Annotated in this window: 16 protein-coding genes and 1 pseudogene; 13 read left to right on the forward strand and 4 right to left on the reverse strand. The window is 59.6% G+C overall.

The window, feature by feature from the left end; genetic code table 11:
- Positions 1-15: 15 nt before the first annotated feature.
- From BVL55_RS08755 to BVL55_RS08765, 3 genes are read right to left on the reverse strand one after another with little or no spacing between them, the layout of a single operon-like run.
- A complete protein-coding gene (locus tag BVL55_RS08755) occupies positions 16-1,251 on the reverse strand; it encodes a vWA domain-containing protein (protein ID WP_075996566.1) in 1,236 nt (411 codons plus the stop codon).
- Positions 1,252-1,255: 4 nt separating this feature from the next.
- Positions 1,256-2,170, reverse strand: a complete 915-nt coding sequence (locus BVL55_RS08760) for an AAA family ATPase (RefSeq protein WP_075996567.1) — start codon at positions 2,168-2,170, stop codon at positions 1,256-1,258.
- Between the two features lie 10 nt (positions 2,171-2,180).
- Positions 2,181-2,684 (reverse strand): flavin reductase, encoded by a 504-nt coding sequence (locus tag BVL55_RS08765; protein WP_075998034.1) that lies wholly within the window; start codon positions 2,682-2,684, stop codon positions 2,181-2,183.
- A gap of 227 nt (positions 2,685-2,911) precedes the next feature.
- Between BVL55_RS08765 and BVL55_RS08770 the strand changes: the two genes are divergently transcribed.
- From BVL55_RS08770 to BVL55_RS08815, 9 genes and pseudogenes are all read left to right on the forward strand, one after another.
- Positions 2,912-3,307, forward strand: a complete 396-nt coding sequence (locus BVL55_RS08770) for a GFA family protein (RefSeq protein WP_075996568.1) — start codon at positions 2,912-2,914, stop codon at positions 3,305-3,307.
- Between the two features lie 95 nt (positions 3,308-3,402).
- On the forward strand, positions 3,403-4,515 hold the full coding sequence (locus BVL55_RS08775) for an ABC transporter substrate-binding protein (protein WP_083649456.1): 1,113 nt from the start codon (positions 3,403-3,405) through the stop codon (positions 4,513-4,515).
- A complete protein-coding gene (locus tag BVL55_RS08780; protein ID WP_075996570.1) occupies positions 4,512-5,522 on the forward strand; it encodes a P1 family peptidase in 1,011 nt (336 codons plus the stop codon). The genes BVL55_RS08775 and BVL55_RS08780 overlap by 4 nt, the downstream gene beginning before the upstream one ends.
- Positions 5,523-5,549: 27 nt before the next feature.
- Positions 5,550-6,296 carry a DUF2259 domain-containing protein gene (locus BVL55_RS08785; RefSeq protein ID WP_075996571.1) on the forward strand — a complete coding sequence of 249 codons (747 nt, stop codon included), beginning with the start codon at positions 5,550-5,552 and terminating at the stop codon, positions 6,294-6,296.
- Between the two features lie 126 nt (positions 6,297-6,422).
- Complete coding sequence (purB, locus tag BVL55_RS08790) at positions 6,423-7,724, forward strand: adenylosuccinate lyase (RefSeq protein WP_075998035.1); 1,302 nt, start codon at positions 6,423-6,425, stop codon at positions 7,722-7,724.
- Between the two features lie 142 nt (positions 7,725-7,866).
- Entirely contained in the window at positions 7,867-8,094 is a 228-nt protein-coding gene (locus BVL55_RS08795) for a hypothetical protein (protein WP_075996572.1), read from the forward strand.
- Between the two features lie 692 nt (positions 8,095-8,786).
- Entirely contained in the window at positions 8,787-9,419 is a 633-nt protein-coding gene (locus BVL55_RS08805) for a helix-turn-helix transcriptional regulator (protein WP_162841478.1), read from the forward strand.
- A 10-nt stretch (positions 9,420-9,429) separates the two neighbouring features.
- Positions 9,430-9,888, forward strand: a complete 459-nt coding sequence (locus BVL55_RS08810) for a PAS domain-containing protein (protein ID WP_075996575.1) — start codon at positions 9,430-9,432, stop codon at positions 9,886-9,888.
- 85 nt (positions 9,889-9,973) lie between these two features.
- Positions 9,974-10,533 (forward strand): annotated as a pseudogene (locus BVL55_RS08815) (RBBP9/YdeN family alpha/beta hydrolase).
- A gap of 81 nt (positions 10,534-10,614) precedes the next feature.
- On the opposite strand, the gene BVL55_RS08820 reads toward BVL55_RS08815, so the two are convergent.
- A complete protein-coding gene (locus BVL55_RS08820) occupies positions 10,615-10,938 on the reverse strand; it encodes a DUF1476 domain-containing protein (protein WP_075996576.1) in 324 nt (107 codons plus the stop codon).
- Positions 10,939-11,225: 287 nt separating this feature from the next.
- Here BVL55_RS08820 and purC point away from each other — a divergent pair, with 287 nt between their 5' ends.
- The 4 genes from purC to BVL55_RS08840 are packed head-to-tail and all read left to right on the forward strand — an operon-like array spanning position 11,226 to position 13,359.
- On the forward strand, positions 11,226-12,002 hold the full coding sequence (gene purC / locus BVL55_RS08825; RefSeq protein WP_075998036.1) for a phosphoribosylaminoimidazolesuccinocarboxamide synthase: 777 nt from the start codon (positions 11,226-11,228) through the stop codon (positions 12,000-12,002).
- Between the two features lie 45 nt (positions 12,003-12,047).
- Positions 12,048-12,290 (forward strand): phosphoribosylformylglycinamidine synthase subunit PurS, encoded by a 243-nt coding sequence (gene purS / locus BVL55_RS08830; RefSeq protein ID WP_075996577.1) that lies wholly within the window; start codon positions 12,048-12,050, stop codon positions 12,288-12,290.
- A complete protein-coding gene (gene purQ / locus BVL55_RS08835; protein WP_075996578.1) occupies positions 12,287-12,970 on the forward strand; it encodes a phosphoribosylformylglycinamidine synthase subunit PurQ in 684 nt (227 codons plus the stop codon). Before purS ends, purQ begins: the two co-directional genes overlap by 4 nt.
- Positions 12,967-13,359 carry a hypothetical protein gene (locus BVL55_RS08840; RefSeq protein WP_075996579.1) on the forward strand — a complete coding sequence of 131 codons (393 nt, stop codon included), beginning with the start codon at positions 12,967-12,969 and terminating at the stop codon, positions 13,357-13,359. Before purQ ends, BVL55_RS08840 begins: the two co-directional genes overlap by 4 nt.

The following is a 13,359-nucleotide window of genomic DNA, read 5'->3' on the forward strand; positions in this document are numbered from 1 at the left end:
GCAGGGATCGCAAGCCTACGCCTCCCTCATCGCCTCCAGCCAGCGCCGTGGATCGTGCCGTGCCGATTGAGGCGCCGACAGGGCGTGACACAAATCGGCCAGCGCATCGAGCGAATGCACGGCGCGAAACTCGTCCACATGCGGCAGCATGGTGCGAATGCCTTTTGCCCGCGCCTGAAACCCCTCGAAACGCAGCAGCGGATTGAGCCATATCAGCCGCCGGCAGGAGCGGTGCAGCCGGTCGATTTCATGGCCCAGCATTGCATCGTCGTCGCGTTCCAGCCCGTCGGTAATCAGCAGAACGATCGCCCCCTGCCCCAGCACACGGCGTGACCATTTCCTGTTGAATTCCTGCAGGGTGGCGCCGATACGCGTTCCGCCTGACCAGTCCTCCACCGCATCGCTGCAATTGGCCAGCGCCTCGTCAATGTCCTTGTTGCGCAACTGGCGGGTTACATTGGTCAGCCTTGTGCCGAACAGGAAGGTATGAACCCGCTGGCGGCTTTCAGCCAGCGCATGGATAAAGTGCAGAAAGGTGCGCGAATAGTTCGCCATGGAGCCGGAAATGTCGGCCAGGATGACGATGGGCGGATTAACGCGGCGCGTTTCGCGAAACCGCGGCAGAACCAGATCTCCACCGCTTTTCATCGACCCCGAAAGCGTTCGCCGCGCGTCAATGCGGGCAAGCCGGTTGACCGCCTTGTAACGCCTTGTCCTGACCGGCTGGACCGGCAGAACCAGTTTTGCCATGGCCAGGCGCGCCTGCGCCAGCTCTCCTGCCGTCATCTGGGCAAAGTCTTTCCTGCGCAAGACTTCGCGGCCCGATGCCGTCAGCATGGCATCGATTTCCACTTGCGGCTTTTCCACCTCGCGCTGGCTTTCCTGGCCGGAGAACAGCGATTGGGAAACCCGCGCCTGGCCTGCACGTTTTTCCTCCTCGCGCTCGCGATCCATCGCCACGGGCGAGAACATCTGCAGCATTTTTTCCACCAGTTCCCGCGAGCGCCAGAACAGCCGGAACGCTTCATCGAAAACCGCATGATCCTCATGCCGGCTGACAAAGACCGAGTGCAGTATCCAGTAAAAGTCATCCCGGTCCGTGATGCCGGCAACCGATACCGCCCGCACCGCATCAACAACGCTGGCAGGGCCGACCCGCAAGCCCGCACCGCGCAGGGTTCGGGCAAAATAAAGAATATTGTCGGGCAGCCGCCCTGCTTCGCGCATCCTGGCATCTGCCGCCTGCGCCATCGGCCTACTCCGCCGCCCGCAGTTCCGCCTTCACCTCATCAAGCAACTGCTTGCCCTCGCTTGCCTGAATGCGGGCGATGTCGTCCTGGTATTTCAGCAATACGCCGATGGTGTCGGAGACGGTTTGCGGATCAAGCGCCAGCTTGTCCAGCTCAATCAGGGCACCGGCCCAGTCCAGGGTTTCAGCAACGCCCGGGTTTTTGAACAGGTCGATCTGGCGCAGTTTCTGCACATAGGTCACGATCTCGCGCGACAGGGCTTCGCCCGCACCCGGCGCTTTGACATGAATGATCGCCAGTTCGCGCTCGGCGTCGGGATAATCCACCCAGTGATACAGACAGCGCCGCTTCAGCGCGTCGTGAATTTCGCGGGTGCGGTTGGTGGTGATGATGACGATGGGCGGTTCTGCCGCCCTGATGGTGCCAAGTTCGGGGATCGTCACCTGAAAATCCGACAGGATTTCCAGCAAAAACGCCTCGAATGCCTCATCGGTGCGGTCAAGTTCGTCGATCAGCAGCACCGGCGCCTTTCCCTTGCTGCCCTCAAGGGCCTGCAGCAGCGGGCGGCGGATCAGGAAACGGTCGGAAAAGACGCCCTTTTCCATTGCCTTGCGGTCGGTATCGCCCGAAGCCTCCCGCATGCGGATTTCGACCATCTGTGCAGCATAGTTCCACTCGTAAAGCGCGGTCGAGGCATCGAGGCCCTCATAGCATTGCAGGCGGATCAACGGCCGGTCGAGCTGTTCGCTCAAAACCTTGGCGATTTCCGTCTTGCCAACGCCCGCTTCCCCTTCAAGAAACAAGGGCCTGCCCATGGAAAGCGCCAAAAACAGCACGGTTGCCAGCGCCCGGTCGGACACATAGCCGCCGCCAGCCAGAAGTTCGGCGGTCTCGTCGATCGTTGCGGGAGGTTTTGTCATGTCGTCCTGCTCACAAAAGCCGGTAATCGCGGTCCATGTAACACAGTGCCGGCGGCAGTTCATCGCCTGCAGGCAGATGATAACCCGCCACTTCACCGAAGATAATCATGTGGGTCGCCACTTCGGTGACATTCGTCACCCGGCAATCAAGCGCCATTCGGGCGCCGGTCAGCACCGGTGAGCCTGTCGCCAGCGTGCGCCACTGCCCCAGCGCGAAACGCTCCTCCATTTCCAGATGCCCCTCGCCCGCAAAGGCCCTTGCAATGGCGATCTGATCCCCGCACAGCGTGTTCAGGCTGAAATGGCCATTTTCGGCAAACCAGCCGTTTTCCGGCCGGTTGCGGTTCAGGCACACCAGCAGCGTCGGCGGATTGTCGGAAACCGAAGTAACCGCCGAAACGGTCACGCCCCTCTGGCCAGCCGGCCCGTCGGTCGCAACCACGTGAACGGCACCGGCAAACCGCGCCATGCAGTCGCGGTAATCCTGGGAAGCAATTCGGGACTGGTCGAGCAAGAAAAAACTCCTATCGGCCCGGTTACCGAAACCGGACACAAACCAAAGCCGTCTTATGCAGGCAAGCCGGTTGGAAGGCAAATGCAATCCTGCCCAACCTGCATGGGTGCCCGCGCCTTTTCCTGTAGCGTGAAAACAGGGAGCTGTCTCGTTGCCCAGCGTGTAATTGCAATGGTGGCGCTGTTCGTTGTACCCAACCCGTTCCCCTGACCCCAAGGAGAAGCAGCATGGACCGTTTCAAGGGCAGTTGCCGCTGCGGCAATGTGATGATCATGGCAACAGGACGCCCCTACAGGGTTGGCATTTGCCACTGCATGGACTGCCGAAAACACCACGGCGCACTGTTTCATGCCTCGGCTATCTTTCCCCAGGACGCGGTGGTGATCCTCGGCGAAACCCGCGAGTATGAAGGCCGGTATTTCTGTCCCAATTGCGGCTCCCCGGTTTTCGGGCGCAGCGATGATGAAATCGAGATAAACCTTGGTTCCCTGGACGCCCCCGATCAGTTGATGCCCACCTATGAACTGTGGACCGTCCGGCGCGAATCCTGGCTGCCGCCATTTCCCGTCAAACGGCAGTATGAAGGCAACCGCGAGGAAACTAGCGGGCGCACGGAAGAGTAAGGCTGTATCGGCATTCGGGTTTGGGGCGCGGCGCATTGCACCTTCGTGATGGATGAGCCGTTGCACCGGCCCAAAAGAGCAAATAGGGGTAGGGTATGGAACCCATCCCTGCTCGCACATTGGCCGCCCTTATGGCCTGCCTTTTGGCGGTCTTCGCCATCCTGTTTCCTGCCGGAGCATCGGCGCAGTTGAAAATCGGCCTTTCCCTGCCCCTTTCAGGGCCGGTGGAAAAGCTGGGACACCAGTTCCTGGCAGGTGCAAAGCTCAAACTTGCAGAGCACAATGAAACCTCCCGGGAGCCCGTCGGGCTGAGCGTTGCGGACGATCGCTGCGACGGCGGTGTGGCGAAGCTGTCGGCCGACGAATTGCGGCAATCCGGTGCCGGATTGATTACCGGCATTCTGTGCAATCAGGTGGCATTCGAACTGGCCGAAACGCTCAAGCAAAGCACAATACCGCTGCTGATAGCCGGGGCCCGTGCGCCACGCCTGACCATCGATCGCCAGCGCAAGGGCTGGCACCTGTGGCGCCTTGCCCCCGCCGACACCGAGGCGGCGGTCGTTGCCGCCAATGTCCTTTCGGCGCGTTGGGCCTCTGCGCCCTATGCCATCATCGATGACGGCACGGCCTATGGCCGCGGCCTGACGGACCAGTTTCGGGCAGCCATGGAGGAAGCAGGGCTCCCGCCCCAGTTTCAGGATAATTTCCGGCCCACCCAGTCGACCCAGGCGCGGCTCGTGCGCAGGCTGCGCCGAGCGGGCACCGCCAGGGCCTTCATCGGCGCCGGGGCCGAGGATGTCGCCATGATTGCGCGCAATGCAGATGAACTTGGTATCGCCATCGGCATTGTTGCCGGCGATGCACTTTCCGTCCTCCCCTTCCTGCCACAGGAAATCTGGCCACCGGATGGGCTAACGGCTGTGCTTGCCCGCCACGAAGTTGCTTCAACCGTTCCCCAAGCGCTTGCCGCCCGGCTTGAAGAGGCTGCAATCGATCCCGAGCCCTATGCGATCAAGGGCTATCAGGCGATGGAGGTAGCGCTGCACGCCCTGCGGCCCGACAAAAGCGAAACCTCCCGTCTCCTGCAAAGCGAAACGTTCGACACCGCGCTCGGCCCGGTAAAGTTCGACGAAACCGGCGCCAACACCGTTCCCGTTCATGCGCTTTTCGTATGGCAGAACGGCATGTTTGAGGAAATTGCACCATGAGCACAACACCGGGAAACAACCTGATCACCGATGTCGAAGGGCTGCTTGTCGGCAATGCCAGTGATGAAAAAGCCAAAACCGGCGTTACGGTTCTGTTGTGTGAAAAACCCTCGACGGCTTCCTGCCATGTAATGGGCGGGGCGCCGGGAAGCCGCGATACCGATCTGCTTTCCCCCGAAAACACGGTTGGCGAGGTCGATGCGCTGTTTCTGGCCGGCGGCTCGGCCTTTGGCATAGATGCAGGCAGCGGCGCCATGGCAGCACTCAAGGAAATGGGCCGTGGCTTTCAGGTGGCAGACCAGCGCATTCCCATTGTTCCAGGTGCCATTCTGTTCGACATGGTCAATGGCGGCAACAAGGACTGGGGCAACTACCCGCCACACCGCGAGCTGGGCCATCAGGCCGTCAGGGCGGCAGCAGAAGATTTCAGCCTCGGCAGTCACGGCGCGGGCACCGGCGCACTGGTGGCAGGGCTGAAGGGTGGCCTTGGCTCTGCCTCCGCAACCCTGTCTGGCGGGGGCACCATCGGGGCGCTTGCCGCCGTCAATGCCCTTGGCACGCCCTGCATCGCCAACAGCAGGCATTTTTGGGCTGCCCCCTTCGAACAGGAAAACGAGTTCGGCGGCCTGGGCCTGCCTCACCCGTTTCCGCCCGAGGCAAGGGAGCTGAAAATCAAGTTCCGCGAGGAAATCGCTGCCGGCACCAACACCACCATCGCCGTCATCGCCACCGACATCGCCCTAACCAAGGCCGAATGCAAGCGGCTGGCGATTGCCGCCCATGACGGGTTCGCCCGCGCACTATGGCCAGCCCACACGCCGCTGGACGGCGACATGGTCTTTGCTGTCTCGACCGGCAGAAAACCGCCACCCGGCGGGTTGGATCACTGGATTGATCTGTGCGCGCTCGCATCTTCCACCATGGCCCGCGCCATCGCCCGGGGCATTTTTGAAGCAACGCCACACGAAAATGACATCTTCCCTTGCTGGAAAAGCCTTTGGGGCTAGGCCATGAATCAAACTGTGAGGACCGCAATGAAGATCAAGGTGTTCAACAATCTGGCGGCGGCGCTGACATGCCTTGTCCCTGCCCTGCTCCTTTCCGCGCAATCCGGTTTTGCCGGTGATTTTGCCTCCCGCGCCATTTTGGGCTTTTCCGCCGATGGCAGCCGCTTTGCCTTTGAAGAGTACGGCCGTCAGGACGGTTCGGGCTTTCCCTATGCCAGCATCTACATCATCGATACCGCCAGCGACCAATGGACCGGCGGATCCCCGTTCAGGGTTCTGGTTGAAGATGAAGCTTCAAGCATCAGCGACGCCCGCCAGAAAGCCCGGAGTAATGCTGCCGCGCAATTGGCTGCAATCACGGAACCGGGCACCATCAACGCCACCAACCAGCCGCTGGAACTGCCTGCCGACAGCAAACGCATGGCCGCCCGGGCCTATCCCTTCACACCGCCGACCACCGACAGCATCGAGTTCCGGCTGATGACCCGGCCCTTCCCCGGGGACGAATTCTGCATGGAATTTGGCGGCCCGGCCGGCTTTACCCTGCTTGAAATCGCCACCGCACCGGGCAAGTCTACACGCATCCTGCATGCCGACGAAACCATACCGCAAAGCCGCTCCTGCCCGCTCGATTATCATTTCGCGGACATTGTCACCTACCGGCCCGATGGCGCTGGCGATCTGGTGGCAGCCATTCTCATTCTCATGGAGCGCCGCGGTTTTGAAGGTCCGGACGGACGCTATCTTGCGGTCACCACGCACTTGGCCCCTTAAGCAGGCCGATGAGGCGGCGTGTGTATAAGCCGCGCATTACCCTTTAGGCCATGTTGTGATGGCGCGGCCAACCTGATAGCGAGCGCGTGACACCGCATGTACCTTTCAGCATTTCACGAGGTTCCCATGGTTCCCCGCTATTCCCGGCCGGAAATGACAGCGATCTGGTCTCCAAAGTCAAAATTCCGCATCTGGTTCGAGATCGAAGCCCACGCAGCCGACGCAATGGCCGATCTCGGCGTCATCCCGCAAGAGGCGGCAAAAACCATTTGGGAGAAAGCCGGCAACGCAGAGTTTGACGTTGCCCGCATCGATGAAATCGAGGCCGTCACCAAGCATGACGTCATCGCTTTCCTGACCCATCTGGCGGAAATCGTCGGACCTGAAGCCCGTTTCGTCCACCAGGGCATGACGTCATCAGATGTCCTGGACACCTGTTTCAACGTTCAACTGGTCAAGGCCAGCGACCTGTTGCTGGCGCAGATGGACAAATTGCTGGATGCCTTGAAGAAGCGCGCCCTTGAGCACAAGGACACCATTACCATCGGCCGCTCCCACGGCATTCACGCCGAACCCACCACGTTCGGCCTGAAACTTGCCCAGGCCCATGCGGAGTTTTCGCGCTGCCGAAAGCGGCTTGAAAACGCGCGGGAGGAAGTTGCCAGCTGTGCCATTTCGGGCGCTGTCGGCACCTTTGCCAACATCGACCCGGCGGTTGAGGCCCATGTTGCGGAAAAAATGGGCCTGGCTGCAGAACCGGTTTCGACCCAGGTGATCCCGCGGGACCGCCATGCCATGTTCTTTGCAACCCTCGGCGTCGTTGCGTCCTGCGTCGAACGCCTCTCTGTTGAAATCCGGCATTTGCAGCGCACCGAGGTTCTGGAAGCCGAGGAGTATTTCTCACCCGGCCAGAAGGGCTCTTCTGCCATGCCCCACAAGCGCAACCCCGTGCTGACGGAAAACCTCACCGGGCTTGCGCGCATGGTGCGCGCCTATGCCCTGCCGGCCATGGAGAATGTGGCGCTTTGGCATGAGCGCGACATCTCCCATTCATCGGTGGAGCGCATGATCGGGCCGGATGCCACGATCACGCTGGATTTCGCACTGGCAAGGCTGACGGGTGTCATCGAGAAGCTCGTTGTCTATCCCGACAACATGATGGCCAATCTCAACCGGTTCCGCGGGCTGGTGCATTCCCAGCGTGTGCTGCTGGCACTGACCCAGGCCGGTATCAGCCGCGAAGACGCCTACCGTCTCGTTCAGCGCAACGCCATGAAGGTCTGGCAGGAAGGCAAGGACTTTCTGGAGGAACTGCTGGGCGACAAGGAGGTGCGCAATGCCCTGTCAGAGGCGGAAATCCGCGAAAAGTTCGACCTCGATTACCACACCAGGCATGTCGACACGATCTTCAAACGCGTATTCGGATAACTTCGCACAACGCCTGCTGCGCATAAAGGTTCCATACCCTCGCTTCGCAAATTCTTTCACCGGAAACGGGAAGTGACTTTGCCGCCGGAAATCCGCCGCGATTGCGCTGAAGACTGAAACCCTTCGAAAGGAGGGTATCATCATGAACACGCACAACCACCCTTACGAATACCATGCCAACGATCCGCTGAGTTATGCAAATCTTCAGCGGCCAAGCGGCAGTTCAACCGGCCTTCTGGTCGTTCTTGCATTGCTGGGACTGGCGTTTGTTGCCTTGCTCGCCTTTACCGGGTTTGAAGCAACACAGAGCCTGCCTGGCATAGCTGCCGGCGAAGCACCGCCGCCCCATGCGGAACAAACGGCTCAGTAATATTCCCAACCGTCGTACCTGACACGGTTTTGGGGCGCGGCAGCCGGCTGGCGCAACGGGACTTCCAGGCACGGTTTTCCTGGAAGTCCCGCAGCCTTTTCTTGTGTTTTGCGCCTCTTGCTGCCCACCGCTTCGCCAAAAGCGCCGGCGATCAACCTTTTCGCTTGCCGTTGAACCCGGCCCGGCCAGCGATTCGCATTTTCCAGGCGGCACGTGCCGCCTTGGCAAACGCGCAATATGCGGTCAATATAAACATCAAAAGACAACGGCAGGATACGGCACTCCAGGTCATGGGCTCATAAACAGGATCGAAATGGCGCTGAAACCGCAAGGATATTGCAAGAAGAAGGCCTTGAATGGGCTCTTTGCCCATTCAAAGCCTTTGACGCGGCAGTTTCACAGTCCGAAGGATATGATCGATTTTCCCCGGCTACGTTGTTGCAAGCCCCCAAGATAAATTGGGAAAACCGGACGGTTTCCTGCAGGCTTGCGCCGCGTTTCGGAAAAAAATTGCTTCATGCCATGTCGACCCTGTTTATGAGTCCATGACCTAAGCCAAGTGTGGGATAGAAATGGGTTTGCAATCAGGCGAAATGGGTAAAACCGGCGGAGACAACCCAACCAGGATTTCGTTTGAAAAGCGGATCAGGGAATGCAGCTCCGAGAATGATATTTATCGTCTCTGCAGCCAGATGGCGCAGGCGTTCGGGTTCGAATATTTTCTGATCATCGATATTCCCACAAGCAGCGACAAGGAACTCGCCAAGCTCTCACTGATAAGCAGCTGGCCCAAAACGCTGATGATCGAGTACGATGAAAACAGACTGCTGGAGAATTCTCCGATAATCGCGCATCTGCGTGCAAGCAGCGGGCCTGTCATCTGGAATACAGCAGCAATAACCGGCGAGCGGCCGGAAGATGAGCGGCGCATGGCGCGGGAGCTCTTTGAACGCCACAACATTCATCATGGTGTCTATTTCTCGACCCATCGACCCGATGGCAGTGTGGGATCGGTGTCCTTTTGCGGGCCTCACCCCCTTGAGGACGAGGCACGATTCCTGACACTCAACTACCTCGCCTCGCTGATTTATGACCGGCTGGCGCATATCCGCGAAGAAACGCAATCCCCCCGTGAAGCGCTGACGGAACTCGAACTTGAAATTCTCAATATGACCGCAGACGGCATACCTTCCAGGGAGATTTGCGAGAAGCTGGCTTTCTCCGAACAGGTGCTCAACCTCCGTTTTGCGCAGATATTGCACAAAATGGGCGCAAGAAACCGCATGCACGCCATCAAGCTGGCAATGAAGTTCAAGCTGATCTGAGGCGATACCAATGTCCAATCACCTCGTCGTAAATCCCTGTGCCACACACAATCCCCGGCAGTTTGAAACCGTAGGTCTGTCCGAACGCGAGATTGCCGAGTTGTGCGCCAGTATCGGGGACATCGGATTTTGGCGGTACGACCTGGAAACCGGCCTTGCCTATTGGTCCGAGGGGGTCTTCAGGCTGCACGGCCGGGAGTTCAAGGAAGGCCCGGTCAGCCTCAAGGCAGCCATTGGAGACTTTCATCCCGACGACCAGGACGTGGTATCGCAATGCGTAAGCGAAGCGATCGAAAAACAGTGCGGGTATTCCTATACGCTGCGCCTGATGCGCGACGGCAATCCGATATGGGTCAGAGTACATGCACGCTATCATGTGCCTGAAGATGGCCGTCCCATCCTTTACGGCTGTATTTCCGCCGTTTCTCATGCCACACGTTGCATGGAGATCGGAAGCCACCAGGGCTGACGTGCACCGGCAGATCGGAGCATCCCTGCCGATACGTCATATCACCCGATTGACATAGTGGCATTGAATGGCCATCTGCCGTTGCATGAAAACGACTGAAACCGAAATCCTGATCGTGCCCGGCTACAAGGGTTCGCCTGAAGACCACTGGCAAACGCGCTGGGAACACAACCTCTCCGCCGCCCGCCGGGTGGCGATGGGGACTGGCACAAGCCCGTCTTAGAAGACTGGAAGCAAAACCTGATTGCGGCCGTCAACGAAGCCAAAAAACCTGTCGTGCTGGTTGGCCATTCCATCGGCAGCCAGGTGATCGTCCATGCTGCCAACGCGTTTTCAAGACCGGTTGCCGGTGCCTTTCTGGTCGCGCCACCCGATGTGGAAAACCCCGAAATCCGCCCGCGCCACCTGCTGACTTTCGGCCCGGCAAGGACGGATCCCCTGCCCTTTCCCTCGGTGACCGTTGCAAGCCGCACCGACGAATTCTGTTCCTTTGAGGTTGCCGGGCAGATGGCCGCCGATTGGGGATCGCTCTTTCTTGATGCCGGCGAATCAGGTCACATCAATGCAGAAAGCGGACACGGCCCGTGGCCGGAAGGGCTGATGGTTTTTTCCAAATTCATGAACCATCTGAAGCCACCTGCCTGATGCCCAGCAAAAACCCGGCATCCGGGTTCGCCGGAGCCGGGTATTGTTGATCGCTGTGCACAGTCGGCAGAACAGCCCGTATCAGCCTTCTTCCTTGATCTGCTGGATGGCCTGCGCCATCAATTCGTCCATGGTGCGGCGAATCTGGTGATCGGACTGGGCAATGCCGGCCGCATCGAAGTCGGCGCGAATCTTGCGGAACACGTCTGCATCGCCTGCTTCCTCGAAATCGGCACGAATCACTTCCTTGGCATAGTTCTGGGCATCGTCCCCGGATTTACCCATCAAATCGGCTGCCCAGAGCCCCAACAGCTTGTTGCGGCGCGCTTCAGCCTTGAACTGCAGCGCTTCATCGTGGGCAAACTTCTTTTCAAACGCGTCTTCGCGATCATCAAATCCGCTCATCTTGACCTCCTGTCGGCTTCGGCACGGATATAGGATGCATCGGCCGAGATTTGAAGGGGAAAACCGCATGTGGTGCAAAGAATAGCGGTGAAGTGTTGCGGCGCAATATTGTGCAATGGCGAAGATTTCACTATGGAGGCGGCAACGGCTGGATTCTGCGGATTTTCATTGCCAATGGGCAACCTTGTCCGCCCTTGTGGAAACCGGCCCCCTGCACCCAGGCCGCGCCGCAAGGCAAGGCCCAAGGCCAACCCTCAAACCGGGCTGGCAAGACCGGGATCAAAACCATGCCAAAGCGCCGCCGTATCTACGAAGGCAAGGCCAAAATTCTATATGAGGGGCCCGAACCGGGCACCCTGATCCAGTTTTTCAAGGACGATGCCACCGCCTTCAACAAGAAGAAGCACGAGGTCATCGATGGCAAGGGCGTGCTCAACAACCGGATTTCCGAGCACATCTTCACCCATCTCAACCAGATCGGCATTCCGACCCATTTCATTCGCCGCCTCAACATGCGCGAGCAGTTGATCCGCGAAGTCGAGATCATTCCGCTGGAAGTGGTGGTGCGCAACGTTGCTGCCGGTTCCCTGTCGAAACGCCTCGGCATTGCCGAGGGCGAGGTGCTGCCGCGCTCCATCATCGAGTTCTACTACAAGAAGGACGAGCTCGACGATCCCATGGTTTCCGAAGAACACATAACCGCCTTTGGCTGGGCATCGCCGCCGGAAATTGACGACATGATGTCGCTTGCCGTGCGCATCAACGACTTTCTTTCCGGCCTGTTTCTGGGCGCCGGCATTCGCCTGGTCGACTTCAAGATCGAGCTTGGCCGCCTGTTCGAGGGCGATATGATGCGCATCGTGCTGGCCGACGAGATCTCGCCCGACTCCTGCCGGCTGTGGGATATCAAGACCGACGAGAAGATGGACAAGGACCGCTTCCGCCGGGATATGGGCGGTATGCTCGAGGCCTATCGCGAGGTCGCCAACCGCCTGGGCATCATGAACGAAAACGAACCGATCCGCGGCAAGGGCCCGGTGCTGGTGTCCAGCAATGACGATTGAGTACCTTATCCAGGTCTAACGCCCCGACGGAAGACGAAAGACACCATGTTCAAGGCACGCATCACCGTAACCTTAAAAAACGGCGTTCTCGACCCACAGGGAAAGGCCATTGAAAAATCCCTAGACGCGCTCGGCTTCGAGGGTGTTGGCTCCGTACGGCAGGGCAAGGTCTTCGATGTGGAACTGGACACCAAGGACGGTCTGAAAGCGGCCAGGGACCTGGAAGCCATGTGCGAAAAGCTCCTCGCCAACACGGTCATCGAGGACTATGATGTGGACATATTATGACAACCTCTGCCGTTATCCTCTTTCCCGGCCTCAACCGCGACCGTGACATGATCGCCGCCCTGACGAAGATCAGCGGCAAGGCACCGGCCATTGTCTGGCACACCGAAACCGCCCTGCCGCAGGCAGACCTCTATGTCATTCCCGGCGGCTTTTCCTATGGCGATTATTTGCGGGCAGGTGCGATTGCCGCCCGCTCACCGGTCATGCCTGCCCTGCGCGAGAAGGCTGCCGCCGGAAACCGCATTCTCGGCGTGTGCAACGGCTTTCAGATCCTCACAGAATCCGGCCTCCTGCCCGGCGCGCTGATGCGCAATGCCGGACTGCACTTTGTCTGCCGGGAAGTGAAGCTGGAAGTCGCCAATGCCGAAACCGTGTTCACCCGCGGCTATGCGAAAGGCCAGATCCTGCGCTGTCCCGTTGCCCACCACGACGGCAACTATTTTGCCGGCCGGAAAACCCTGCAGAAAATCGAGGAAAATGGCCAGGTCGCCTTCCGCTATGCAGAAGGCACCAATCCCAACGGCTCGCTCAACGATATTGCCGGCATCATCAGCGAACAGGGCAATGTGCTCGGCATGATGCCGCACCCGGAAAACCTGATCGAACCGGCCCATGGCGGCGTGGATGGCCGTGCCCTGTTCGAGGCGGCCTTGACCCGGATCGAGCAGAACGCCGCATGAGGCCCTATCCGCCCCTTCTGCTGATTGCGGCCGCCGCCTTGGCCGCCGGTTGCCAGGGGACAAAAAAGGCCGCCGCTCCGCGCGATAATTCCGCCGCCATCGCTCTCCTCCAGACGGTCAACGACAACGCCCAATCCTGCTGGATGAAATCCAGGGACAAGGCGTTTCGCGCCTATCGCGTCATTCCCGAACTCGACACCCGTGTCGGCAAGCCGCGAATTCTGCTGGTCGACGCCAAGGCAGCCCAGGGCCTGCCGGTCTATGTGATCGAGGCAGAGGGAACGCCAGCCAGGCTTTCCGCATACGGCCCGCTTGCTTCAGACCCGGTGGCAGCCCGCATCAATGGCGACCTCAGGCGCTGGAGCAGCGGCAAGACCGGCTGCGCCTGA

Origin of the sequence: Salaquimonas pukyongi, assembly GCF_001953055.1 — a bacterium.
GTDB classification, from domain to species: Bacteria; Pseudomonadota; Alphaproteobacteria; order Rhizobiales; family Rhizobiaceae; genus Salaquimonas; species Salaquimonas pukyongi.